Source organism: Bacillus nitratireducens (assembly GCF_036320425.1).
In the GTDB taxonomy this organism is placed as follows: Bacteria; Bacillota; Bacilli; order Bacillales; family Bacillaceae_G; genus Bacillus_A; species Bacillus_A nitratireducens.
In genome coordinates this window covers 311,514-336,073 of sequence record NZ_JAUMJO010000002.1, presented here as the reverse complement: position 1 = coordinate 336,073, position 24,560 = coordinate 311,514, and the positions used below count along the sequence as shown (strand labels likewise).

The 24,560-nt window shown below is 37.6% G+C and carries 27 protein-coding genes; all 27 read right to left on the bottom strand.

Features of this window, described 5'->3' with window-relative positions; translation table 11 throughout:
• Positions 1–3: 3 nt before the first annotated feature.
• Positions 4–1,146, bottom strand: coding sequence for a 1-deoxy-D-xylulose-5-phosphate reductoisomerase (dxr, locus tag Q3V31_RS08080; RefSeq protein ID WP_000790382.1), 1,143 nt, complete (start codon positions 1,144–1,146; stop codon positions 4–6).
• A gap of 23 nt (positions 1,147–1,169) precedes the next feature.
• A complete protein-coding gene (cdsA, locus tag Q3V31_RS08075; protein WP_329764226.1) occupies positions 1,170–1,961 on the bottom strand; it encodes a phosphatidate cytidylyltransferase in 792 nt (263 codons plus the stop codon).
• A gap of 17 nt (positions 1,962–1,978) precedes the next feature.
• Positions 1,979–2,755 (bottom strand): undecaprenyl pyrophosphate synthase, encoded by a 777-nt coding sequence (uppS, locus tag Q3V31_RS08070; RefSeq protein ID WP_000971306.1) that lies wholly within the window; start codon positions 2,753–2,755, stop codon positions 1,979–1,981.
• 85 nt (positions 2,756–2,840) lie between these two features.
• Positions 2,841–3,398, bottom strand: coding sequence for a ribosome recycling factor (gene frr, locus Q3V31_RS08065; RefSeq protein WP_000531504.1), 558 nt, complete (start codon positions 3,396–3,398; stop codon positions 2,841–2,843).
• Between the two features lie 2 nt (positions 3,399–3,400).
• Complete coding sequence (gene pyrH / locus Q3V31_RS08060; protein WP_000042666.1) at positions 3,401–4,123, bottom strand: UMP kinase; 723 nt, start codon at positions 4,121–4,123, stop codon at positions 3,401–3,403.
• 66 nt (positions 4,124–4,189) lie between these two features.
• The gene (gene tsf, locus Q3V31_RS08055) at positions 4,190–5,077 is read right to left on the bottom strand and encodes a translation elongation factor Ts (RefSeq protein WP_001018584.1); all 888 of its coding nucleotides are present in this window, start codon (positions 5,075–5,077) and stop codon (positions 4,190–4,192) included.
• Between the two features lie 104 nt (positions 5,078–5,181).
• Positions 5,182–5,883: a 30S ribosomal protein S2 gene (gene rpsB, locus Q3V31_RS08050; RefSeq protein ID WP_000111485.1), complete on the bottom strand. Its 702-nt coding sequence runs from the start codon at positions 5,881–5,883 to the stop codon at positions 5,182–5,184.
• A gap of 352 nt (positions 5,884–6,235) precedes the next feature.
• Entirely contained in the window at positions 6,236–7,015 is a 780-nt protein-coding gene (gene codY / locus Q3V31_RS08045) for a GTP-sensing pleiotropic transcriptional regulator CodY (RefSeq protein WP_000421290.1), read from the bottom strand.
• 77 nt (positions 7,016–7,092) lie between these two features.
• Positions 7,093–8,484 (bottom strand): ATP-dependent protease ATPase subunit HslU, encoded by a 1,392-nt coding sequence (hslU, locus tag Q3V31_RS08040; protein ID WP_000550071.1) that lies wholly within the window; start codon positions 8,482–8,484, stop codon positions 7,093–7,095.
• A 22-nt stretch (positions 8,485–8,506) separates the two neighbouring features.
• Positions 8,507–9,049 (bottom strand): ATP-dependent protease proteolytic subunit HslV, encoded by a 543-nt coding sequence (hslV, locus tag Q3V31_RS08035; protein ID WP_000526270.1) that lies wholly within the window; start codon positions 9,047–9,049, stop codon positions 8,507–8,509.
• A gap of 42 nt (positions 9,050–9,091) precedes the next feature.
• A complete protein-coding gene (xerC, locus tag Q3V31_RS08030; protein ID WP_001101232.1) occupies positions 9,092–9,991 on the bottom strand; it encodes a tyrosine recombinase XerC in 900 nt (299 codons plus the stop codon).
• 65 nt (positions 9,992–10,056) lie between these two features.
• The gene (gene trmFO, locus Q3V31_RS08025) at positions 10,057–11,361 is read right to left on the bottom strand and encodes an FADH(2)-oxidizing methylenetetrahydrofolate--tRNA-(uracil(54)-C(5))-methyltransferase TrmFO (RefSeq protein ID WP_000213005.1); all 1,305 of its coding nucleotides are present in this window, start codon (positions 11,359–11,361) and stop codon (positions 10,057–10,059) included.
• Between the two features lie 50 nt (positions 11,362–11,411).
• Positions 11,412–13,490: a type I DNA topoisomerase gene (topA, locus tag Q3V31_RS08020; protein WP_001286970.1), complete on the bottom strand. Its 2,079-nt coding sequence runs from the start codon at positions 13,488–13,490 to the stop codon at positions 11,412–11,414.
• A 144-nt stretch (positions 13,491–13,634) separates the two neighbouring features.
• The gene (gene dprA, locus Q3V31_RS08015) at positions 13,635–14,504 is read right to left on the bottom strand and encodes a DNA-processing protein DprA (RefSeq protein WP_000818054.1); all 870 of its coding nucleotides are present in this window, start codon (positions 14,502–14,504) and stop codon (positions 13,635–13,637) included.
• A gap of 88 nt (positions 14,505–14,592) precedes the next feature.
• Positions 14,593–15,495, bottom strand: coding sequence for a succinate--CoA ligase subunit alpha (gene sucD / locus Q3V31_RS08010; protein WP_000115186.1), 903 nt, complete (start codon positions 15,493–15,495; stop codon positions 14,593–14,595).
• A 19-nt stretch (positions 15,496–15,514) separates the two neighbouring features.
• Entirely contained in the window at positions 15,515–16,675 is a 1,161-nt protein-coding gene (gene sucC / locus Q3V31_RS08005; RefSeq protein ID WP_001020797.1) for an ADP-forming succinate--CoA ligase subunit beta, read from the bottom strand.
• Between the two features lie 200 nt (positions 16,676–16,875).
• Positions 16,876–17,643 (bottom strand): ribonuclease HII, encoded by a 768-nt coding sequence (locus Q3V31_RS08000; protein WP_001171124.1) that lies wholly within the window; start codon positions 17,641–17,643, stop codon positions 16,876–16,878.
• 56 nt (positions 17,644–17,699) lie between these two features.
• Positions 17,700–18,590: a ribosome biogenesis GTPase YlqF gene (gene ylqF, locus Q3V31_RS07995; RefSeq protein ID WP_001007645.1), complete on the bottom strand. Its 891-nt coding sequence runs from the start codon at positions 18,588–18,590 to the stop codon at positions 17,700–17,702.
• Between the two features lie 20 nt (positions 18,591–18,610).
• Entirely contained in the window at positions 18,611–19,162 is a 552-nt protein-coding gene (gene lepB, locus Q3V31_RS07990; protein WP_000711850.1) for a signal peptidase I, read from the bottom strand.
• A gap of 101 nt (positions 19,163–19,263) precedes the next feature.
• Entirely contained in the window at positions 19,264–19,608 is a 345-nt protein-coding gene (gene rplS / locus Q3V31_RS07985) for a 50S ribosomal protein L19 (protein ID WP_001186517.1), read from the bottom strand.
• 146 nt (positions 19,609–19,754) lie between these two features.
• A complete protein-coding gene (trmD, locus tag Q3V31_RS07980) occupies positions 19,755–20,489 on the bottom strand; it encodes a tRNA (guanosine(37)-N1)-methyltransferase TrmD (RefSeq protein ID WP_000686893.1) in 735 nt (244 codons plus the stop codon).
• Positions 20,489–21,004 carry a ribosome maturation factor RimM gene (gene rimM / locus Q3V31_RS07975; protein ID WP_000170271.1) on the bottom strand — a complete coding sequence of 172 codons (516 nt, stop codon included), beginning with the start codon at positions 21,002–21,004 and terminating at the stop codon, positions 20,489–20,491. The genes trmD and rimM overlap by 1 nt, the downstream gene beginning before the upstream one ends.
• Positions 21,005–21,125: 121 nt before the next feature.
• The gene (locus tag Q3V31_RS07970) at positions 21,126–21,353 is read right to left on the bottom strand and encodes a KH domain-containing protein (RefSeq protein ID WP_000737392.1); all 228 of its coding nucleotides are present in this window, start codon (positions 21,351–21,353) and stop codon (positions 21,126–21,128) included.
• Positions 21,354–21,367: 14 nt separating this feature from the next.
• On the bottom strand, positions 21,368–21,640 hold the full coding sequence (rpsP, locus tag Q3V31_RS07965) for a 30S ribosomal protein S16 (protein WP_000268750.1): 273 nt from the start codon (positions 21,638–21,640) through the stop codon (positions 21,368–21,370).
• Positions 21,641–21,741: 101 nt separating this feature from the next.
• Positions 21,742–23,091, bottom strand: a complete 1,350-nt coding sequence (ffh, locus tag Q3V31_RS07960; RefSeq protein ID WP_000863455.1) for a signal recognition particle protein — start codon at positions 23,089–23,091, stop codon at positions 21,742–21,744.
• A 12-nt stretch (positions 23,092–23,103) separates the two neighbouring features.
• Entirely contained in the window at positions 23,104–23,436 is a 333-nt protein-coding gene (locus tag Q3V31_RS07955; protein ID WP_000891062.1) for a putative DNA-binding protein, read from the bottom strand.
• Between the two features lie 133 nt (positions 23,437–23,569).
• Positions 23,570–24,559: a signal recognition particle-docking protein FtsY gene (gene ftsY, locus Q3V31_RS07950; RefSeq protein WP_000007653.1), complete on the bottom strand. Its 990-nt coding sequence runs from the start codon at positions 24,557–24,559 to the stop codon at positions 23,570–23,572.
• Position 24,560: the final 1 nt, after the last annotated feature.

Genomic DNA, 24,560 nt, shown 5'->3' with positions numbered 1-24,560 from the left:
TTGCTAAATTTGTTCCATCACAAACCGTCTTGTGGCTGCATCAATTTCCTGAATTTCCTCTAAGCTCGGACGTGCAATGACATTGTGATGGTGCATTGCTTTTTCAATGAGGTCTTCCACTGTTAAGAAACCAATTCTCTTTTGTAAAAAGGCTTCAACAGCTATTTCATTTGCCGCGTTCATTACAGCTGGCATGCTTCCACCTGTCTTCCCAGCTTCATACGCAAAACGTAGGCAACGGAAACGTTCTTGATTCATTTTCTCAAAATGCAATGTTCCCATTTCCCATAGATTTAACTGTTTTGTGTCTGAAAGAGGTAATCTATCAGGATATGTAAGCGCGTATTGAATTGGTACTCGCATATCAGGTGAGCCAAGCTGCGCCATTACACTACGATCTTCAAATTCAACCATAGAATGAATAATACTCTCTTTATGTAGAACAACATCGATTTGCTCATAAGGGATACCAAAAAGCCAGTGTGCTTCAATTACTTCTAGTCCCTTATTCATCATTGTAGCAGAATCAATTGTAATTTTCGAACCCATTGACCAGTTTGGATGACGAAGTGCATCTTCTACGGTCACATGATGCAATTCATCTCTCGTTTTATCACGAAAACTTCCGCCTGAAGCCGTTATAATTAGTCGAGAGATTCTTTTTTCATTTTCCCCATTCAAGCATTGAAAAATAGCTGAATGTTCACTATCAACTGGAAGTAACGATACATTATGTTTTCGTGCTGCTTCCATTACAAGATGCCCTGCAGTTACTAACGTTTCTTTGTTTGCAATTCCAATTGTTTTTTTCGCCTCAATTGCACGGAGTGTCGGCAATAAACCTACGCTACCTACAACCGCATTTACTACAACTTCTGTATCTGGGTGTAATGCTACTTCTAATAAGCCTTCACTACCATATACGACCTTTGTATTACCAGAAACAGCTTGTAATTTTAAAACATCTTCCTCTCTTTGCACAGAGACAATTTGCGGAGAAAATTCTTGAATTACCTTTACTGCGTAGTCAACATTTTTCCCTACAGAAAAAGCAACGAGACGGAATTGGTCTGGGTGCGAGCGTAACACATCTAATGTTTGTGTACCGATTGATCCGCTTGCACCTAATAAACTAATGTTTTTCATGACTCCAACCCCTCGTTCATTTATTAATTATATTGTAATAAGAAGTATAGAATTGGTAACACAAATAACCAACTATCTGTTCGATCTAATATACCACCATGTCCAGGTAAAATTGTACCTGAATCCTTTACACCATAATGGCGTTTAAATGCAGATTGCACTAAATCACCAATTTGTCCAAAAATAGAAATGATAATCGTCAGAACGATTAAAATTCCTACATTCGCTTCAACCGGGAAGAACATATTGTAAACAAGTGCAACAACAATTCCACAAACAATACCGCCTAATGAACCTTCAATCGTTTTATTCGGACTAATTTCTGGCCACAATTTTCTTTTTCCAAATGCTTTTCCTATAAAATATGCCCCTGAATCAGTTGCCCATATGACAAATAATGCACAGAACACATATTTAATTCCTAATATTCTCGTTTCATTTAAATATAAGAATCCCATTCCAACATATGTCGTTGCCATAAGTAAAAATGAAGCATTGTCAAAAGTAAATGTATTCTTAGAAAGGACTGTATATGATAAAAGTAATAAAACAATCACAAATGTAATTTCTAATTTACCTAATTCAATCCATGTAAACAGCTCTGATGCACTACTCGGAACTAATATAATCCATAATAATACTGCAGCTAAAACTGTTGGTACCGAAATAAGCGTAAGCTTGTTCATACGAATTAATTCATATAAACCTATAGAAGCAAGTGCATACACTAAAACTGTAAAAGGCACGCCACCGTATATTACGATGGGAATGAATAGCGCGGCAGCAATCACTCCAGTAATAATTCTCTGTTTCACTACCAAACCCTCTCTTTCTACACGCCTCCGAATCTGCGCCCTCTATGCTGAAAGTCTGTAATCGCATTTAGCAAATGTTCCTCGGTAAAATCTGGCCAATACACATCTGTAAACCAAAATTCCGAATAAGCAATTTGCCATAACATGAAATTACTAATACGTAGCTCTCCGCTTGTACGGATTAACAACTCTGGATCAGGTAAAGAACTCGTCATTAAGTACGAAGAAATCATTTCTTCACTTACTTCTTCAGCACGAATTTTCCCTTCCTCACTATCTTTCATCATATGTTGCACAGCAGAAACGATTTCATCTCGACTTCCATAGTTTAACGCGAAATTAAGAATTAATCCCGTATTCTCTTTCGTATCTTCCATGGCCTTTTCCATCGCTCTGCGCGTATGCGTAGGAAGACGATCTTTTTGCCCTATTACTCGGACTTGTACGTTTTCTTCAATCAATTCTGGTAAAAATGTACCTAGAAATTCTTCTGGAAGCTTCATCAAATAATCTACTTCCTTTTTCGGTCTTTTCCAGTTCTCAGTCGAAAAAGCATAAAGAGTTAATACTTTCACACCAAGCTTACTTGCAAATTTTGTTATTTTCTTTACAACTTGCATGCCTTCATGATGTCCAGCAATGCGAGGCATCGCTCTTCTCTTTGCCCATCTTCCATTGCCATCCATAATAATAGCAATATGTTCTGGGATATATCCTTTTTTCACTTCTTCAACGAGATGATCAAACGATGCGTCCTTTTTACTTTTAAAAAAAGGAAAGTTTTTAAACATCATTCATACCCTCCAGCAAGCAGACGTATGCCTAAAAGTGTAAAAAGACCCCCTTAAGAAGAGGGTCATATTTGCGAAGTTATCGCTATTACACTTCCATGATTTCTTTTTCTTTGTTTTTTGCGATTTCGTCAACTTTTGCAATATATTTATCTGTTTCTTTTTGGATATCTTCAGTATATCCTCTTAAATCGTCTTCTGTAATATCGCCAGCTTTTTCAAGCTTCTTAAGATCATCATTACCGTCACGACGTACGTTACGAACAGCAACTTTTGCTTCTTCAGCATATTTTTTCACAACTTTTACAAGATCACGACGACGCTCTTCTGTTAATGCAGGGAATGCAATACGAATTACAGTTCCATCATTAGAAGGATTTAAGCCTAAATCTGCTTTTAAGATTGCTTTTTCAATATCACCGATAGAAGTTTTATCATAAGGTTGAATTACAAGTAAACGTGCTTCTGGAACTGTAATGTTCGCTAATTGCACAACAGGTGTTGGTGCACCATAGTAATCAACTTGTACCTTATCTAATACAGACGAGCTTGCACGACCTGCGCGAACTGTTGCTAATTCACGAGAGTAAGCAGCAACTGCTTTTTCCATTTTTTCATTTGAAGACTTCAATACTTGTTGTCCCATATTTATTTCCCCCTTACAACTGTTCCAATATTTTCGCCTAAAACGGCACGTTTAATGTTACCTTTTTCCATAACCGAGAATACAATTAATGGAATATCATTGTCCATACATAAAGAAGAAGCTGTTGAATCCATTACACCTAAACCTTCTTTTAATACATCTAAGTAAGTAAGTGTTTCGTATTTCGTAGCTGTTGGGTCAAGAGATGGATCTGCATTATATACGCCATCTACGTTGTTTTTCGCCATTAAGATAACATCAGCTTCGATTTCCGCTGCACGTAATGCTGCCGTCGTATCTGTAGAGAAGTAAGGGTTACCTGTACCTGCTGCAAAGATAACAACACGTTTCTTCTCTAAGTGACGAATTGCTTTACGACGAATGTAAGGCTCTGCTACTTGACGCATTTCGATTGAAGTTTGAACACGAGTTTGAATTCCAATGTTCTCTAAGCTATCTTGAAGAGCTAATGAGTTCATAACTGTTGCTAACATACCCATGTAATCTGCTCCAGCACGATCCATTCCCATTTCACTTCCGATTTTTCCACGCCAAATGTTTCCGCCACCAACAACAACAGCAACTTCTACATCAAGTTCTGCAATTTCTTTCACTTGTTCCGCAACTGATTTTATAACAGATGGGTTAATTCCAAATCCTTGTTCGCCAGCTAACGCTTCTCCGCTTAGCTTTAATACGACACGATTATATTTCGGTTTACTCATAATGAACCTCCAATTGCTTACATCTTTATTTTAAAAAAGGGAACACAATGTGTTCCCTAATCTTTATTAGTTGCTACCTTTTACTTGGTTCATTACTTCTTCAGCAAAGTTGTCTTCGCGTTTTTCGATACCTTCACCAACAGCGTAGCGAACGAATCCTTTTAATGTTCCGCCTTTAGACTCAACGAACTGACGAACTTTCATATCAGGATTTTTAACGAATGCTTGGTCAAGTAAGCAAATCTCTTCGAAGAATTTGCCTAGACGGCCTTCAACCATTTTTGCAACGATTTTTTCAGGCTTGCCTTCGTTTAAAGCTTGTTGTGTTAATACTTGACGCTCATGCTCAACTTCTTCAGCAGTTACAGCATCGCGGTCGATGTATTTTGGGTTAACTGCTGCGATGTGCATTGCTACATCTTTAGCAGCAGCTTCGTCAGTAGAACCTTCAAGAACTGTTAATACACCAATACGTCCACCCATGTGTAGGTAAGCGCCGAATGCATCAGCATCAGTTTTTGATACGATTTCGAAACGACGAAGTGTAAGTTTTTCACCAATTTTAGCGATTGCTTCGTTGATGTGCTCTTCTACTGTTTTGCCGCCTTCGATTGTTTGAGCCATAGCTTCTTCAATGTTAGCTGGTTTGTTAGCTAATAAGTGAGCAGCTAATTCTTTAATTAACGCTTGGAAACCTTCGTTTTTCGCAACGAAATCAGTCTCAGAGTTTAATTCTAAGATTAAACCTTCGTTACCGTTTGTTTCGATGAAAGTTAAACCTTCAGCAGCGATGCGGTCTGCTTTTTTAGCAGCTTTTGCAATACCTTTTTCACGTAAGAAGTCAATTGCCTTCTCCATGTCGCCATTAGTTTCAGTTAAAGCTTTTTTGCAGTCCATCATACCTGCGCCTGTTTTTTCACGAAGTTCTTTTACCATTTGTGCAGTGATTGCCATATTTTTCATCCTCCTAAAATATGTATTTATACCTTTTTAAAAAGGTGTTTATACCTTAAAAAAGGTGATAAAAGGCCGAACCCCTTATCACCTTTCCAAATTTGTTACGCAGTAACAGTTTCTTCACCTTGTTTTGCTTCAAGGATCGCGTCTGCCATTTTAGATGTAAGAAGTTTTACAGCACGAATTGCATCATCGTTTGCTGGGATAACGTGATCGATTTCGTCTGGATCACAGTTTGTATCAACGATACCGATGATTGGAATGTGTAATTTGCGTGCTTCAGCAACTGCAATACGCTCTTTACGAGGGTCTACTACGAATAATGCACTTGGAAGACCTTTCATATCTTTAATACCGCCTAAGAATTTCTCAAGACGCTCTAACTCTTTTTTAAGTTGAACAACTTCTTTCTTAGGAAGTACTTCGAAAGTACCATCTTCTTGCATTCTTTCGATGTCTTTAAGGCGCTTGATACGCTTTTGGATTGTTTGGAAGTTTGTTAAAGTTCCACCTAACCAACGTTGGTTAACGAAGTACATACCAGCACGAGTTGCTTCTTCTTTAATAGCTTCTTGTGCTTGTTTTTTAGTACCTACGAATAAAATGTCTCCACCTTCAGCAGCGATGTCACGCATCGTTCTGTAAGCTTCCTCAACTTTTTTCACAGTTTTTTGTAAGTCGATGATGTAGATACCGTTACGCTCTGTGAAAATGTAACGCTTCATTTTTGGGTTCCAACGACGAGTTTGATGTCCGAAATGAACACCAGCTTCAAGCAATTGCTTCATAGAAATTACTGACATAATTTAGTTCCTCCTAAATGGTTTTTGATATCCTCCGTTTACTTCATCTCTAAGCGAAACTACAAACGTAGCACCAACACTTAAATCAGTAAACGTGTGTACTTTGTACTGACACCACTGCTTACTATATCATACTGAAATATTACAATCAAGTCGAAAATGCGAACAATGTAAAACTTTCTTTTTTTCACGCTCGAATTCTAGTATTCCCAACCTTCACTTCCTTTAAGCAAGGAGGTGAAGGCTAATTAATAGTTTTCTAATGAACGTTGTCATGACGCCTTACGTAAGCAAAATCATTCTCTTAAAAAAACAAAAAACTCTCCTCAACCGAGGAGAGTTTTTATATAAATTAGTTTGTTTTTAATTTAGCAAGTTCCTGTAGAAACTTGTCGTTTAGCACTTTAATGTATGTTCCTTTCATACCTAAAGAGCGAGACTCAATAACACCAGCACTTTCTAATTTACGTAGTGCATTTACGATTACAGAACGAGTAATTCCTACACGATCAGCAATTTTACTTGCAACAAGTAAACCTTCTGTTCCATTTAATTCTTCGAAGATATGCTCGATTGCTTCTAACTCACTGTAAGATAATGAGCTAATCGCCATTTGAACAACAGCTTTACTACGTGCTTCCTCTTCGATTTCTTCTGCTTTTTCACGTAAGATTTCCATACCTACTACAGTTGAACTGTATTCAGCAAGGATTAAATCATCGTCTAAGAACTCTTGACCAAGACGAGCTAACACTAATGTGCCTAGACGCTCACCGCCACCAACGATTGGTACGATTGTAGTTAAACCTTGACCGAATAATTCTCTATTTTCTACTGGGAATGCTGTGTAAGCACTGTTTACATCTAAGTTAGAAGATGTTTCTGTAATGTTGAATAAGCTTTGTGTGTATTCTTCCGGGAATTGACGCTCTGCAAGCATTTGTTTCATACGCTCATTCTCAATTTGTTGGTGAATTGCATAACCTAGTAATTTACCACGACGGCTTACTACGAATACGTTCGCTTCGATTACTTCACACATTGTGTCAGACATTTCTCTAAAGTTTACAGGCTTTCCTGCTGCGCTCTGTAATAACGCATTTAATTTTCTCGTTTTTGCTAATAATTCCATTTCAAAAGTTCCTCCTACATATTACTCACATATTTTTTCATCACTTGGAAACTAGGGCGAGTCACCTGATGACACAATTACAAAATAAACTGGCTCACATCTTTATTTTTAGCAATCGTTGCTAATTTCTCCTCAACGTATTGAGGTGTTATCGTTATTTTCTCTAACGTAATTTCAGATGCTTCAAACGATAAATCTTCAAGGAGCTTCTCCATAATCGTATGAAGTCTTCTTGCTCCAATATTATCTGTATCCTGATTAACTTGATAAGCAATCTCAGCAATCTTACGAATAGCTTCGTCTGAAAATTCAATTTCTATACCTTCAGTCGCTAATAAAGCCATATATTGTTTAATTAACGCATTGTCAGGCTCGATTAATATTTTAACAAAATCATCTGTCGATAATTTTGTTAATTCTACTCGAATCGGAAATCTCCCTTGCAGTTCCGGAATTAAATCCGACGGTTTAGACATATGAAACGCTCCAGCTGCAACGAATAAAATATAATCCGTTTTTACTGATCCGTATTTTGTCGCGACATTTGACCCTTCTACAATCGGCAGAATGTCACGTTGCACACCTTCACGTGATACATCTACGCTATTCGACTGCTTACCAGCAATTTTGTCAATTTCATCGATAAAAATAATCCCGAGCTGTTCAGCACGATAAACAGCCTCTTGTGTAACTTCATCCATATCAATTAAGCGCTGTGCTTCCTCATTTGTCAAGAGTTTTCTTGCTTCTTTTACAGAAAGTTTACGTTTTTTTGTTTTTTTCGGCATAAAACTTCCTAATGCATCTTGGAAATTCATTCCCATTTGTTCCATACCAGTTCCTTGTAACATATCGAACATGGAAGACTGTTGCTCAGTCACTTCAATCGATACAATTTCATCTTCAAGAAGTCCTGCAGCAAGCTTTCTTTCCACGTCTTGACGTTTCTTTTCGATTTCAACATCTTCCTGTGTATCAGATGTTTGATTCGAATTTTGAGCACCGCCAAATAGCATTTCTAATGGGTTTTTAAATCCAGATTGTTTCTCCGGACTTGGCACTAAAATTTCAACAAGACGTTGGTTCGCTTGTTCTTCTGCTTTGTCTTGCACTTTAATTACCATTTCTTCTTTCACGATACGAACTGACGTTTCCACAAGGTCACGTACCATTGATTCTACATCTCTACCTACATATCCAACTTCTGTAAATTTCGTAGCTTCAACCTTAATAAAAGGTGCTCCAACGAGTTTCGCCATTCGTCGTGCTACCTCTGTTTTACCAACACCTGTCGGTCCAATCATTAAAATATTTTTAGGTGCAATTTCATCACGTAGATTTTCAGCTAATTTACTTCGACGATATCGATTTCTTAAAGCTACAGCAACCGCTTTCTTCGCATCTTTTTGACCGATAATGTATTGATCTAATTTTTCCACAATTTGACGCGGAGTAAAATGTAAATGCATATAAAATGCCTCCCTTACGATTCTACAATTCTTCCACAATTATATTGTGGTTCGTATAAACACAAATATCGCCAGCAATGTCTAAACTCGCTTTCGCAATTTCCTTCGCTGTTAAATGTTCACTTGCATATTGCTTTAAAGCACGACCTGCAGAAAGCGCATAATTCCCGCCAGATCCAATTGCTAAAATACCATCATCCGGTTCAATCACTTCTCCTGTACCTGAAACAAGAAGCATAGTTGTTTTATCCATGACAATGAGCATCGCTTCTAGCTGACGTAACATTTTGTCGCCACGCCATTGTTTTGCCATCTCAACTGCAGCACGCTGCAAATTGCCATTGTACTCTTCTAATTTCCCTTCAAACATTTCAAAAAGAGTAAATGCATCTGCAACTGAACCTGCAAAACCAGCTAAAACTTTCCCTTGGAAAAGTTTGCGAACTTTGCGAGCTGTATGCTTCATTACAACAGCATTTCCCATCGTCACCTGACCATCTCCAGCCATTGCACATTCTCCATTATGATGAACTGCAAATATCGTTGTAGCGTGGAAATTTCCCATAGAAAAAACTCCTTTATATGTTTTTATAGCTCTTAAAGCAATTTATGCCCGCGGGTGATGCTTCATGTAAACAGAACGCAATCTTTCTTTAGAGACATGCGTATAAATTTGTGTCGTAGACAAATTTTCATGACCTAATAGCTCCTGTACAGTACGTAAATCCGCTCCTTCATCCAACATATGTGTAGCAAATGTATGCCTTAACATATGGGGACTTATCCGCATTGTAAGCGAAGCCTTCTTAATGAGCTCGTTTAAAACATAACGTACACCCCGATCTGTTAACGGCGTACCCTTCGCATTTAAAAATACCATATGAGAATGTTCTTCAGTCTTTTGAATTAACTGTTTTCTCCCGTTCTCGATATAAGTAATTAAAGCATCTTGTGCATAGCTTCCGAACGGAATATATCTTTGTTTTTTCCCTTTTCCCATCACTAAAATTGTTCCTACCGCAAAGTCAATATCAGTAAGCTGTAGGTTAACGCATTCACTTACACGAATCCCAGTTGCATACATTAGCTCTAACAAAGCTTGATTCCTTTGACCTAGTGGCGTCTCTGTATCAGAAACTTCAAATAATTCCTCTAACTCTTCAGCATATAAAAACTTTGGGATGGACAATTCTTTCTTGGGGAGTGACGCAAGTGCAAACGGATTATCTTTTTGATAACCTTCACGCATCAAAAAACGATATAAACTTCGTAAGCTTGATACTTTTCTTGCGACAGATTTACGGGCTAACTTTTCATCGTGCAACGTCGTCAAGTATAAACGAACATCCGCGTATGTAACATCTAAAAAAGAGGATATGCCTTCTCGCTCCATAAATTGCACAAAATGTTCTAAATCATTTTGATAACTTGCAATTGTATATTTTGAATAATTTCTTTCAATTTGTAAATATCCTACGAATAATTGTAACAATTTCTTCACATTCACATAACTCACCTCAATAAAGGCTACTAAATCGTATCACAACTCAGTAGCCTTTGCAAGAAATTTAACTAAATATTTACAAAATTTTGAATTGTTTCTAAAGCGCGTGTAGCATACGCTTCATTTCGCTCTTGTTTCCTTTTAATTTTCTTCTCTAACGGTGCAAATAGACCGAAGTTTGCATTCATTGGTTGGAAGTTTTTCGCATTAGTCGCTGTAATATAATTTGCCATACTTCCCATTGCCGTTACAGATGGTAGTACAACTGGCTCTTCACCTTTTACAAGTCGAGCAGCGTTAATACCTGCCAATAATCCTGATGCTGCTGATTCAACGTATCCCTCTACTCCAGTCATTTGACCGGCGAAGAATAAATCATCGCGTTGTTTATATTGATATGTTGGACGAAGTAAGTTAGGCGAATTAATAAACGTATTACGATGCATTACACCATAACGTACAATTTCTGCGTTTTCTAGTCCGGGAATTAGCTGTAAAACTTCTTTTTGTGGCCCCCACTTTAAATGTGTTTGGAAGCCTACAATATTGTATAACGTTCCTGCTGCATCATCTTGACGTAGCTGAACAACTGCATATGGTGTTTTTCCTGTTTTCGGATCTTCTAATCCAACAGGTTTCATCGGTCCAAATACTAACGTCTGTCTTCCTCTACTCGCCATAACTTCTACTGGCATACAACCTTCAAAGAAAATTTCTTTTTCAAATTCTTTTAAAGGCACTGTCTCAGCAGCAATTAACGCTTCATAAAAGCGATCAAACTCTTCTTCTGTCATTGGACAGTTTAAATATGCAGCTTCACCTTTATCATAACGAGATTTTAAATATACTTTATTCATATCAATGCTGTCTTTCTCAACAATTGGTGCTGCAGCATCATAGAAATAAAAATAATCTTCACCTGTTAATTCTTTTAATTGCGCAGCAAGATCAGGAGACGTAAGTGGACCTGTCGCGATAACAGTAGGTCCTTCTGGAATTTCAGTGATTTCTTCATTCATCACAGTTACGTTTGGATGGTTTTTCACATACTCAGTTACCTTCGCCGCAAATTCATGACGATCTACAGCTAAAGCTCCTCCTGCTGGTACAGAGCACTCATCAGCTGCACGAATAATAACAGAGTCCATTAGGCGCATCTCTTCTTTAATAACACCAACAGCATTTGTTAATGTGTTTGCGCGAAGCGAGTTACTGCATACTAGCTCTGCAAATTTATCTGTGTGATGAGCTGGCGTTTGCCTTACTGGTCTCATTTCATATAATCTTACTTGGACACCACGTTTTGCAATTTGGTAAGCTGCTTCGCTTCCTGCAAGACCTGCGCCAATGACGTTTACTACTTGTGTTGTCATATATATCTCACCTTTCCTTTTCTTCCCGAAAAAAATGTGAGCAGTTACGCTCACATTTGTTGTTCTTCTTCATAATCACACGAAATACATTGTACTTGCACGCCTTTTTTCAACTTCTTCTCTACAAGCATACCTTCGCACTTCGGACATTTACGGCCAATCGGCTTATCCCAAGATACAAAGTCACACTCTGGATACGTACCGCATCCATAGAAAAGACGTTTCTTTTTATTACTTCGACGTTCAATAATTTGTCCTTTATCACACTTCGGACAAGTCACACCGATTTCTTTCACAATCGGCTTTGTATTACGACAATCAGGGAAATTCGAACATGCCATAAACTTCCCGTATTTACCCATTTTAAAGACCATTGGGTGCTCACATAATTCACAGTCTTCCCCAGCTGGTTCATCTTTAATTTCCACTTCACGCATTTCTTTTTCCGCTTTCTCTAAGCGCGGTTCAAATCCTACGTAGAAATCATCAACAATTTTCACCCAATTCGCATTTCCTTCTTCTACTTCATCAAGGCTTTGCTCCATATTGGCAGTAAATTCAATGTTAATAATTTCCGGGAAAAACTCTAAAATAAGTTCGATTACTATTCCACCAAGTTCAGTCGGAACGAAGCGTTTATTATCTAAACCAACGTATCCACGTTTTTGAATCGTTTCAAGTGTCGGTACATATGTAGATGGTCTCCCAATTCCAAGTTCCTCAAGTGTTCTTACTAGACGAGCCTCTGTATAACGTGGCGGAGGTTGTGTGTAATGTTGCTTCGGTTCTATATCTTTTGAAAATACAGTTTCCCCTACTTCTAAAGGTGGCAACATTTTATCTTTTTCTTCCGCACCATCATCTTTCGACTCTACATACACTTTCATAAATCCTGGGAACTTTACAACCGATCCACTTGCACGGAACTGAACATTGTTATTAATGAGTCTCGCTGTAACAGTATCCATTATAGCAGATGCCATTTGACTTGCAACAAATCGCTCCCAAATCAGTTTATACAAACGTAGTTGATCACGACCTAAGAAACTTTTTAGTTCCTCTGGCTTTCTCATTACCGAAGTAGGACGAATCGCCTCATGCGCATCTTGTGCATTCGACTTTTTCGTTTCTTTCTTCTTCTCTGTCCCTATGTATTCCGCACCGAACGACTCTGTAATATAAGTACGAGCCTCTGTTTGAGCAGTTTCTGAGATCCTTGTTGAATCGGTTCTCATATACGTAATAAGACCTACAGTCCCTTGCTTTCCAAGATCTATCCCTTCATACAATTGCTGCGCAAGCATCATTGTTTTCTTTGCTCGCATATTTAATTTACGTGCAGCTTCTTGTTGCAAGGAAGATGTTGTAAACGGTAATGCCGGATTACGCTTTCGCTCTTTTCGCGTTACATTTTCAACCGAAAACGCATTATCTTTCATCTTTTCGATTATTTCGTTCACTTGTTCTTCGTTCGTTAATTGAACTTTTTCACCATCTACACCGTAAAAGCTTGCTTCAAATGTGTCTTTACCTTTCACAAATTCTGTTTTAATTGTCCAGAATTCTTCAGGTTCAAAGTTTTGAATTTCTGTTTCACGTTCGATAATTAGACGAACTGCTACAGATTGTACGCGTCCTGCACTTAATCCCTTTTTTACTTTCTTCCATAATAAAGGACTAATATTGTAACCAACAAGACGATCGAGTATACGCCTTGCTTGTTGCGCATCTACTAAATCCATATTAATTGCCCGAGGATGTTTAAATGATTCTTTTATTGCATCTTTTGTAATCTCATTAAATACCACTCGGCAATCTGATTCAACGTCCACATTTAACGTATTCGCTAAATGCCAAGCAATTGCTTCCCCTTCGCGGTCTGGATCGGCCGCGAGATAGACTTTCTTTGCTTTTTTTGCCGCTGATTTTAAATCTTTTAAAACGGGACCTTTACCACGAATGGTAATATACTTCGGGGTGAAGTTATTCTTTACTTCTATCCCCATTTGGCTTTTAGGTAAATCGCGAACATGTCCCATGGACGCAACGACTTTGTATTTTTTCCCTAAATATTTCTCAATGGTCTTCGCCTTAGAAGGCGACTCCACGATTACGAGGTAATCTGACATGCTAGTGCCTCCTTAAGAGGTGGATTCAAGTCTTCATCAATCTTATTGATTTCTCTTGTTTTTGTCAATCAAGAATGAATATACCATACAGTGACAATCTACCATTTGTCAATAATTGTTTAATAAAAACATAAAAATATAAGGTTAATTTATAATTTCCTCCAGGATATCCTCTGCATTTCGTACTAATTTTGCACCTTGTTGAATAAGATAATTCGTTCCTGATGCACTATCTATAAATATTGGTCCAGGAAGGGCAAATACCTCCCTATTTTGCTCTAATGCGAGGTCTGCAGTAATAAGTGATCCACTTCTCGATTTTGCTTCTACAACTAAAACCCCTTTACTTATTCCACTAATAATTCGATTTCTTTTTGGAAAATACCATTTTTTCGGTGCATAATGCGGAGGATACTCTGTCAATAACAATATATAGTCTTTCCACGTGTCATATAAACGTCTATTCTCTTTCGGATACATATAAGATAATCCATGTCCTAAGATAGCAATAGTCGGGCAATGCTTACTTACTGTAACTTCGTGAGCGATTGTATCTATCCCTCTTGCAAACCCACTAACAATAAGCCATTCCTTTTCAAGTAAAGGGTGTAAAATAAATTTCATACTCTTCTTTCCGTATAAAGACGGATCTCTCGTCCCAACAATCGCTAATTTATTTACTTTACTAAGAAAATCCTTCTCCCCTTTTCCATATAAAACAAAAGGGGGATCTTGTATTTCTCGCAATAATTTTGGATAATCCTCATCCCATATAGTCATATAAAATATTCGATTTTTTTCTAAATAGGAGATATATCGCTGGAGACTTGCATTCTGAAGAAAATTTACTAGTTCTGAAGATTTTTTCGAGGATATTCCAGCGTAATATTCAAATTGCTTTGCACTAAAAGTGTACATCCCATTCAATTCCGGATCAACATATAGTATCCTCTCCATCACTTTCCAATGATCCGCCAACACGTAATGTAGGTGCAATAATCGTTCTCTTTTCATCTTAATTCTCCTTACCCATAATTTTTATTATGTAAACAGGAAAAGTATAAAAAGACACCCTCAAACAAGAAGGTGTCTTTCAAAAAGATTAATAGTTTTTACAAGTTTCAAATAATCCCTTTTCTTTTAAAACAGAGATTAATGTTTCACCCATAACAGCTGGCGTTTCAGCTACTTTAATACCACAAGCTTCCATTGTTTTAATCTTTTCCGCAGCAGTTCCTTTACCGCCAGAAATGATTGCACCGGCATGGCCCATACGTTTGCCTTCAGGCGCAGTTTGGCCACCAATGAAGCCGACAACTGGTTTTGTCATATTAGCTTGTACCCACTCAGCTGCTTCTTCTTCTGCCGTACCGCCGATTTCACCAATCATAATTACAGCATGTGTTTCTTCATCTTCATTAAATGCTTTTAACGCATCAATAAAGTCTGTACCGTTAACAGGGTCCCCACCGATACCTACAGCAGTAGATTGGCCAATACCTTCTTGTGTTAACTGATGTACAGCTTCATACGTTAATGTACCAGAGCGAGATACGATACCCACATGACCTTTTTTATGAATGTATCCTGGCATAATACCAATTTTACATTCATCAGGTGTAATGACACCAGGACAGTTTGGTCCAAGTAAACGTGTATGTTTACCTGCCATATATCTCTTTACATTTACCATATCTAATACAGGGATTCCTTCAGTAATACATACTACTAAATCAATCTTTGCATCAACTGCTTCCATAATTGCATCAGCCGCAAAAGCGGGTGGAACGTATACAACTGAAGCATTTGCGCCTGTTGCTTTCACTGCATCTTCTACAGTATCAAATACTGGTACACCTTCAATATCAGTGCCACCTTTACCTGGCGTTACACCACCGACAATTTTCGTACCGTATTCAATCATTTGTTTTGTGTGGAATAATCCTTGAGAACCTGTAATACCTTGAACAATAACTTTTGTATCTTTATTAACTAATACGCTCATTTTTCTCCCCCGCTTTCTATTAGCCCACTAGTGAAACAATTTTTTGTGCACCGTCTGCCATAGATTCTGCTGCAACAATATTTAAGCCAGACTCATTTAAAATCTTCTTACCTAACTCTACGTTTGTACCTTCAAGACGTACAACTAAAGGTAACTCAAGACCTACTTGCTTCGTTGCTTCAATAACACCTTCTGCAATAACATCACACTTCATAATGCCACCAAAAATGTTAACGAAGATACCTTTTACATTTTTGTCAGAAAGGATAATTTTGAATGCTTCTGTAACTTTTTCAGCTGTTGCGCCGCCACCAACATCTAAGAAGTTAGCTGGGTCACCATGGTAATGTTTAATGATATCCATTGTAGCCATTGCTAAACCTGCACCATTAACCATACAACCGATATTTCCATCTAAAGGAATGTAGTTTAAGTCATATTTAGAAGCTTCAATTTCTTTTGAATCTTCTTCATCAAGATCACGAAGTTCTAAAATGTCTTTATGGCGATATAACGCATTAGAATCGAAGTTTAATTTCGCATCTAAAGCCATAACTTTACCGTCACCTGTTGTAACAAGTGGATTAATCTCAGCGATAGAGCAATCTTTTTCGATAAACGCACTATATAAGCCCATCATAAACTTCACAGCTTGTCCTACCAGCTCTTTTGGAATATTGATGTTAAACGCGATTCGACGTGCTTGGAAACCTTGTAAACCTACTGCTGGATCAATATATTCTTTAAAGATTTTTTCAGGTGTTTTTTCTGCTACTTCTTCAATTTCTGTTCCACCTTCTTCAGATGCCATTAAAACAACTTGAGAAGTTGCACGATCTAACACAAGACCTACATAATATTCTTTTTTAATATCGCAACCTTCTTCGATAAGTAAGCGTTTTACTTCCTTACCTTCAGGACCTGTTTGATGCGTCACAAGTGTAGTTCCTAAAATGCTTTCTGCATATGTACGAACTTCTTCTAAATTTTTCGCAACTTTTACTCCGCCAGCTTTGCCGCGTCCACCAGCGTGAATTTGCGCTTTAACTACACATACTTCTGTTCCTAATTCTTTAGCTGCTTCTACAGCTTCTTCTACTGTAAATGCAACCTTCCCGTTCGGAACGCTAACCCCATAGCTTCTAAGGACTGCCTTACCTTGGTACTCATGGATATTCATGGTCCCATCCTCCCCTGTTTTCCTGTTTTACTCGAAAAGTTTTTTAATGTTTAAAAAACATCACATTGCCATTGTATAAGATGATTGGCACGCTGTCTACAATAAAGTGTCAGAAAACTGAAATCGCTTTATTCTTTTTTGAAAATAATAATGTTCATATACCAAAATAAAAAAATAAGCTGTATATTCACAGCTTATTTTTAAATCATATCTTTAATTGGCGCAAATGATTTCCGATGTTCCTCTAACACTCCATGTGATTCAATCGCTTCTAAATGCTGTTTCGTCCCATATCCCATATGTTGTTCAAATCCATATGCAGGATACTTTTTACCTAACTCTTTCATCATACGATCTCTTGTCACTTTCGCAATAATAGATGCAGCTGAAATAGATATACTTTTCGCATCACCTTTAATGATTGATGTTTGTGGAATTGATGTAGGCAACTTCATCGCATCGATTAATAAATATTCTGGTGTACATGATAAATTGGCAACTGCATCTAACATCGCTTGCTTCGTTGCTTGATAAATATTGATTTCATCAATAATTTGTGGTGATACAATTCCAACTCCAATTGCAATCGCATGCTCTTTAATTTCATCATAAAAACGCTCTCGTTTCGCTTCACTCAACTTTTTCGAGTCATTTAACCCTGGAATATAAAACTCTTCCGGAAGGACAACAGCAGCTGTCACAACAGGTCCAGCTAACGGTCCTCGTCCCACTTCATCAATGCCCGCAATATACGTGATTCCTTTTTCACGCAAAGCATGTTCATACTTAGACATTTCTAGAAATTTCTCTTTTTCCTTGTGTGCTAACTCTTTTTGTTTATACCACTTCAAAATTAATTTTTGAACACCTTTTCTCTCGTCTTTCACTAACATTTGAAAACGTTCATCTTCTTCATTTATAATTTCTTTTAGCAAACATTCGGCTTCTTGTATAGTCATTTTTTGCATCTATCTATACTCCTTTTTAAACGTATCCAAAAAGAAAAGACGCACATACGCACGTCTTATACTTCTTCTACTTTCTCCACATCTTCTACCTGCTCTGCAAACTCTTCTGGTGTTTCAAACGTCATTTTCCCAAGTTTACCACCACGAAGCTCACGAAGTATAAGTTCAGATGTTTTATCATAGTCAATCATGCCGCCGCCCATTAGGCAACCTCTGTTTTTTCCGATTGCATCAAATAACTCCACAATATCTTCTGGAATGTCATTTAAATTATATCGCTCTTTTAATCGTTCTGGATAATGTTTCTCCATAAAACGTAATGCATAAACAGCTACATCTTGTAGATTTAAAATAGAGTCTTTAATTGCACCAGTCGTAGCTAGACGTAAACCAACTAATTGATCTTCAAATTTAGGCCACAAAATACCTGGTGTATCAAGTAACTCCATTTCTTTTCCAACTTTAATCCACTGCTGAGCCGTAGTTACTCCAGGACGATCTCCTGTTTTCGCGATATTTTTCTTCGCTAATTTATTAATCAAAGTAGATTTACCAACATTTGGAATACCTACGATTAAAGCACGAATCGCTCTCGGTCTAATACCTTTAGCAACCATTTTATCGAATTTTTCTTTAACAAGGATTTTACAAGCTGCTGCAATTTCTTTCATACCTTGTCCAGCTTGTGCATTAATTGAAATTGCCTTATGGCCCTTTTCTTTAAAATATGCGATCCATTGTTTCGTTAAACGATCATCTGCCATATCCGCCTTATTTAAAACAACCAACCTCGGTTTATGTGTAATAATTTCATCAATCATCGGATTTCGAGAAGATAAAGGTAATCGAGCATCTACAAGCTCAATTACAACATCGATTAACTTTAATTTTTCTGTTACTTGGCGTCTAGCCTTTGCCATATGTCCTGGGAACCATTGAATTGCCATGTTGCCACCTTCTTTTTCTGTTATTTCACAATACGTGCATCTTTTAACGGCCAATATAACATATTTGCATTACCAATTACTTGGTCCACTGAAATTGTACCAATCGTCCGGCTATCTTTACTAAAACGGCGATTATCACCTAAAACAAATAATTGACCTTCTGGAACAGTTTTCTTTCCAGTCATTTCTTCAAGAGTAAAATCATATGTAAGCGGTCCGTCAGAAATTTGTTTTTTCTGTTTGTCTAAGTACGGCTCCTCATAAGCTTTTCCATTAACGTATAGTTTATCATTACGATATTCGATTTCATCGCCTGGTAGGCCGATAATACGCTTAATATAATCTTTTTCTTCCGTCGCTCGAAATACAATAATATCAAAGCGCTTCGGATCACCTATGTGATAACCTATTTTATTAACAATCATTCGATCACGGTCATGTAAAGTTGGTGACATCGATACACCATCTACGAGAATTGGCGCAAAGAAAAACTGCCTAATAACGCCCGCTAATACAATAGCAATCAAAATTGCTTTGATCCATTCCCAAAGTGAACTCTTTTCTTTCTTCATGCATTTCCCCTCCACAGTTATGTAAGCTGCTCGTATTATATCAAAATTTTATATAGATTGGAAAAAGGGAGCTTGTGTATTTACAAGCTCCCATACATGTCTTATCGAATTTCTTTAATACGTGCTTTTTTACCGCGAAGGTTACGTAAGTAGTATAACTTAGCACGACGTACTTTACCACGGCGAAGTACTTCGATGTTCGCGATTCTTGGCGTGTGAACTGGGAATGTACGCTCAACACCTACGCCGTAAGAAATCTTACGAACTGTGAATGTTTCACTGATTCCGCCACCACGACGTTTGATTACAACACCTTCGAAAAGCTGAATTCTTTCACGAGTTCCCTCAACTACTTTTACGTGTACACGTAAAGTGTCTCCAGGACGGAATGAAGGAAGGTCAGTTTTTAATTGGCCTTTTGTAATTTCTGCGATTAATTGTTGCATATTAAATTCTCTCCTTTAAACAGATGCTCTTATAAAGTCTTAATAAATTACAGCGGAACATCGTTAATACGGCTACTGATTTCAGTAGCACAAATGTTATAATAGCATATTGCTAGGACTGTTGCAATAGAAAATATATCAAGCCCTTATTGGTCTTTTTTAATTTGCTCCAGCCATTTCTCTTCCTGCTTAGATAATTCTCGCTCTTCTAGTAAATCTGGTCTACGCGTATACGTACGACGCAAGGATTCTTTATGGCGCCATTCATCAATGTTTTTATGATTTCCTGACATTAATACATCCGGTACCTTCATACCACGAAAATCAGCAGGACGTGTATAGTGTGGGTGTTCTAACAAACCTGTGCTAAAAGAGTCTTCCACTTGTGACGTTTGATTCCCTAGTACTCCTGGCAGGAGACGTACAACACTATCAGTAATTACCATTGAGGCTAGTTCTCCACCCGTCAATACGTAATCACCAATAGAAATCTCATCTGTTACAAGATGTTCACGAATTCGTTCATCGTACCCTTCATAATGGCCACATACAAAAATAACATGCTCTTCTTCAGCAAGCTCTTCTGCCTTCCTCTGCGTAAAACGCTCTCCTTGTGGACACATTAAGACGATTCTCGGTTTACGGTCTGTTTCCTTCGTTAACTCTTCCACCGCATCAAAGATAGGCTGAGGGGTTAATACCATCCCAGCGCCCCCACCATACGGATAATCATCTACACTATTATGCTTGCTAGTTGTATAATCACGGAAATTGACAACACGAAGCTCTACCGCTTCTTTTTCTTGTGCTTTCTTTAAAATTGAAGACCCAAACACACCCGTAAACATATCTGGAAACAATGTTAAAATGTCAATTTTCATTATAGCAACCCTTCCATTACATGAATGGTTACTAATTTATTCTCAATGTTAACTTGAAGCACAACGTCATCAATATAAGGAATTAAAAGATCTTGACCCTTTGGACGTTTAATCACCCATACATCATTCGCACCAGGAGATAAGATCTCTTTGATCGTTCCTAACGCTTCTCCTTCTTCCGTTACAACACTGCAACCAATAATTTCATGATAGTAGTATTCACCTTCAGCTAGTTCGCCTAACTGCTCTTCTGGTACTTTTATTAAAGAACCTTTCAACTTCTCTACTTCATCTACATTGTTGTATCCTTCAAGTGTTAATAAATCAAATGTCTTATGTTGACGATGAGAAGTTACCTTCACTGGAAGATAGTCTGTACCTTTCTCATTACATATGTATAACGTGTTTCCTACTTTATATCGCTCTTCCGGAAAATCAGTACGAGAAATTACACGAATTTCTCCTCTTACGCCATGAGTATTTACAATTTTCCCTACGTTAAACCATTTTGTCATAAATAGTATGTCACCCCTGGTTTCTATATAAATTAAGCATCTCCATTTCATATATGGAACATGCAACTTCTCTTTAAATGTTAAAAAAGGGAGAGGAATTAACTCCTCGCCCTTTTTACGTTTATTGAATTTCCAGTGTTACTTTTTCATCATTATGATGTCCCACTGAATACAAGAGCATTCGAATTGCTTTCGCAACCTTCCCTTGCTTTCCAATGACTTTTCCAACATCCTCAGGATGTACAGTTAATCGATACTTTATCTCTCCGTTGCAAAGTTCCTGTGTAACTTTTACATCTTCAGGATGATCGACAAGAGGCTTGACAATCGTCTCGACTAACTTCTTCATAGTCATTGCCTCAATTACTTACCTTGTTTAGATAAGTGGAATTTCTCCATGATACCTTGGTTAGAGAATAGGTTACGAACTGTATCAGATGGTTTAGCACCGTTTCCTAACCATTTTAATGCTGCTTCTTCGTTGATCTTAACTTCAGCTGGTTGAGCAACCGGATTGTAAGTACCGATTTCCTCAATGAAACGTCCGTCACGAGGAGAACGAGAATCTGCAACAACTACACGATAGAAAGGAGTTTTTTTAGCTCCCATACGTTTTAAACGAATTTTAACTGCCATTTATAAAGCACCTCCGAATTTATTTCACACAGATAATTATATTAGCAAAAAGACTATTGCTTTGTAAAGTATTTTTTCTTAACAGAGCCATCTTTTTTTCCTTACATGAATGGAAACTTCAATCCACCTAGTCCTTTTTTCTTACCTTTTTGCATTCCAGTCATCGACTTCATCATTTTTTTCATATCATCAAACTGCTTGATTAGACGATTAATTTCTTGTACAGTTGTACCGCTACCTTTGGCAATGCGTTTTTTACGACTAGCATTGATTATTTCCGGTTGTTCTCGCTCTAATTTAGTCATAGAACGAATAATTGCCTCAATATGCCCAATTTGTTTTTCATCAACTTGTGCATTTTTCAGCCCTTTAATTTTATTTGCACCAGGAAGCATTCCTAACAATTCGTCAAGCGGTCCAAGTTGACGCACTTGTCCAAGTTGTTCTAGGAAATCGTCAAGCGTAAACGAAAGCGTACGCATTTTTTGCTCAAGTTCTTTTGCTTTCTCTTCATCAACTGTAGCTTGCGCTTTTTCAATTAATGTTAAGACGTCACCCATCCCTAAAATACGGGATGCCATACGTTCTGGATGGAACGCTTCAATCGCATCTAGCTTTTCACCCATACCAGCAAATTTAATTGGTGTGTTTGTTACAGCCTTAATAGATAATGCCGCACCACCGCGCGTGTCACCATCTAATTTCGTTAATACAACACCTGTTAAACCTAACTGCTCATGGAAACTTTGTGCTACATTTACCGCGTCTTGTCCTGTCATCGCATCGACAACAAGGAAAATTTCATCCGGTTTCGCAACTTCTTTCACTTTCGCTAATTCATCCATTAGTTCTTCATCAATATGCAGGCGACCCGCTGTATCAATTAAAACGTAATCGTGATGATCTTCTTTTGCTTTTGCAATCGCTTGTTTCGCAATTTCAACTGGACTTACTTGATCTCCTAAAGAGAAAACAGGCATGTCCAATTGCTTCCCTAATGTTTCAAGCTGTTTAATCGCTGCTGGACGGTAAATATCTGCTGCAACAAGCATCGGTTTACGATTATACTTTTTACGAAGTAAATTCGCAAGCTTACCTGTTGTCGTTGTTTTACCCGCACCTTGCAGACCAACCATCATAATAACAGTCGGTGGCTTATTAGCAACAGCAATTTTGCTTTGCTCTCCGCCCATAAGTTCTGTAAGTTCTTCCTGTACGATTTTAATTACTTGTTGTCCAGGTGTCAAACTTTTCATTACATCTTGTCCGACAGCACGCTCAGACACACGCTTTATAAAATCTTTTACTACTTTAAAGTTAACATCTGCTTCTAAAAGAGCTAGACGAACTTCTCTCATCATTTCTTTCACATCGGCTTCAGAAACTTTTCCTTTGCCGCGGATTTTTTGCATTGTCTGTTGAAGTCGGTCGGCTAATCCTTCAAATGCCATATTGCCGCCCTCCTAATCTAATTTTTCGATAGCTTCAACAACTTGTTTCATTTCTTCATTCACATGCTCTTCTTCGCTGATTAGCTGTTTTAGCTTTGCAACAAGTCGCTGTCGCTCTTGAAACTTTTGAAGTAATACTAATTTTTCTTCATATTCTTCAAGCATCGCTTCAGTCCGTTTAATGTTATCATACACGGCTTGGCGGCTTACATCAAATTCTTCCGCAATTTCACCAAGAGATAAATCATCTAGATAATAAAGCGACATATAACTTCTTTGTTTTTGCGTTAACAACGATTGATAAAAATCAAATAAATAGTTCATTCTCGTTGTTTTCTCGAGCATGTTGGATCATCCTTTGTTAAGTGATTTCCCTTTACATGAATTAGTTTACATGGAGTATAAAAGAGTGTCAAGTTTTTTTCTTAACATCACATATTTTTTATAGAAAAAGAAGCGGAAATACCGCTTCTTTCACTTACACTTCTTCAGTTTCTACCAAGTTCGCGAATAAGCCATACACATATTGTTCTGGATCAAATTGCTGCAGATCATCCATTTGCTCTCCTAGTCCAACAAACTTCACCGGTACATCCATCTCGTTACGAATTGCTAATACGATACCACCTTTAGCAGTTCCGTCTAACTTCGTTAAAACAATACCAGTAACATTCGTTGCTTCACGGAATGTTTTTGCTTGACTTAATCCATTTTGTCCTGTTGTTGCATCAATAACAAGTAATACTTCATGAGGAGCTCCTGGTACTTCACGCTCAATTACACGCTTCACTTTCTCTAACTCTTTCATTAAGTTGACTTTGTTTTGCAGGCGTCCTGCTGTATCACATAGCAATACATCCACTTTACGAGCCTTCGCTGCCTGTACAGCATCGTACATAACAGCCGCCGGGTCAGACCCTGATCCTTGTTTAATTACTTCTACACCAACACGATCGCCCCATACTTCTAATTGTTCAATCGCTCCAGCACGGAATGTATCTCCTGCCGCCAATAGGACAGACTTTCCTTCCGATTTAAATTTATGTGCAAGCTTACCAATTGTCGTCGTTTTTCCTACACCATTAACACCAACAAATAAAACAACTGTTAATTGATCCTCTTGTATATTAACTTCATTGCTAAAGTCACTATCACCTTTGTAAATTCCCACTAACTTCTCAGAAATCACAGCCTGTACTTCTTTTGGATCTTGAATGTTACGACGTTGCACTTCTTCTTTCAACTGATCAATTAATTCCATTACTGTCGAGACTCCAACATCTGCACTAATTAAAATTTCTTCTAATTCCTCAAAGAAGTCTTCGTCTATTTTACGATAACGATACACTAAATCATTTACTTTATCAGCAAATGAATTTCTTGTTTTTTCCAATCCTTGTTTAAATTTCTCTGTTACTGTATCCGTTTGTTTTGAAATTTTTTCTTTTAATTTTTTAAAAAAGCTCATA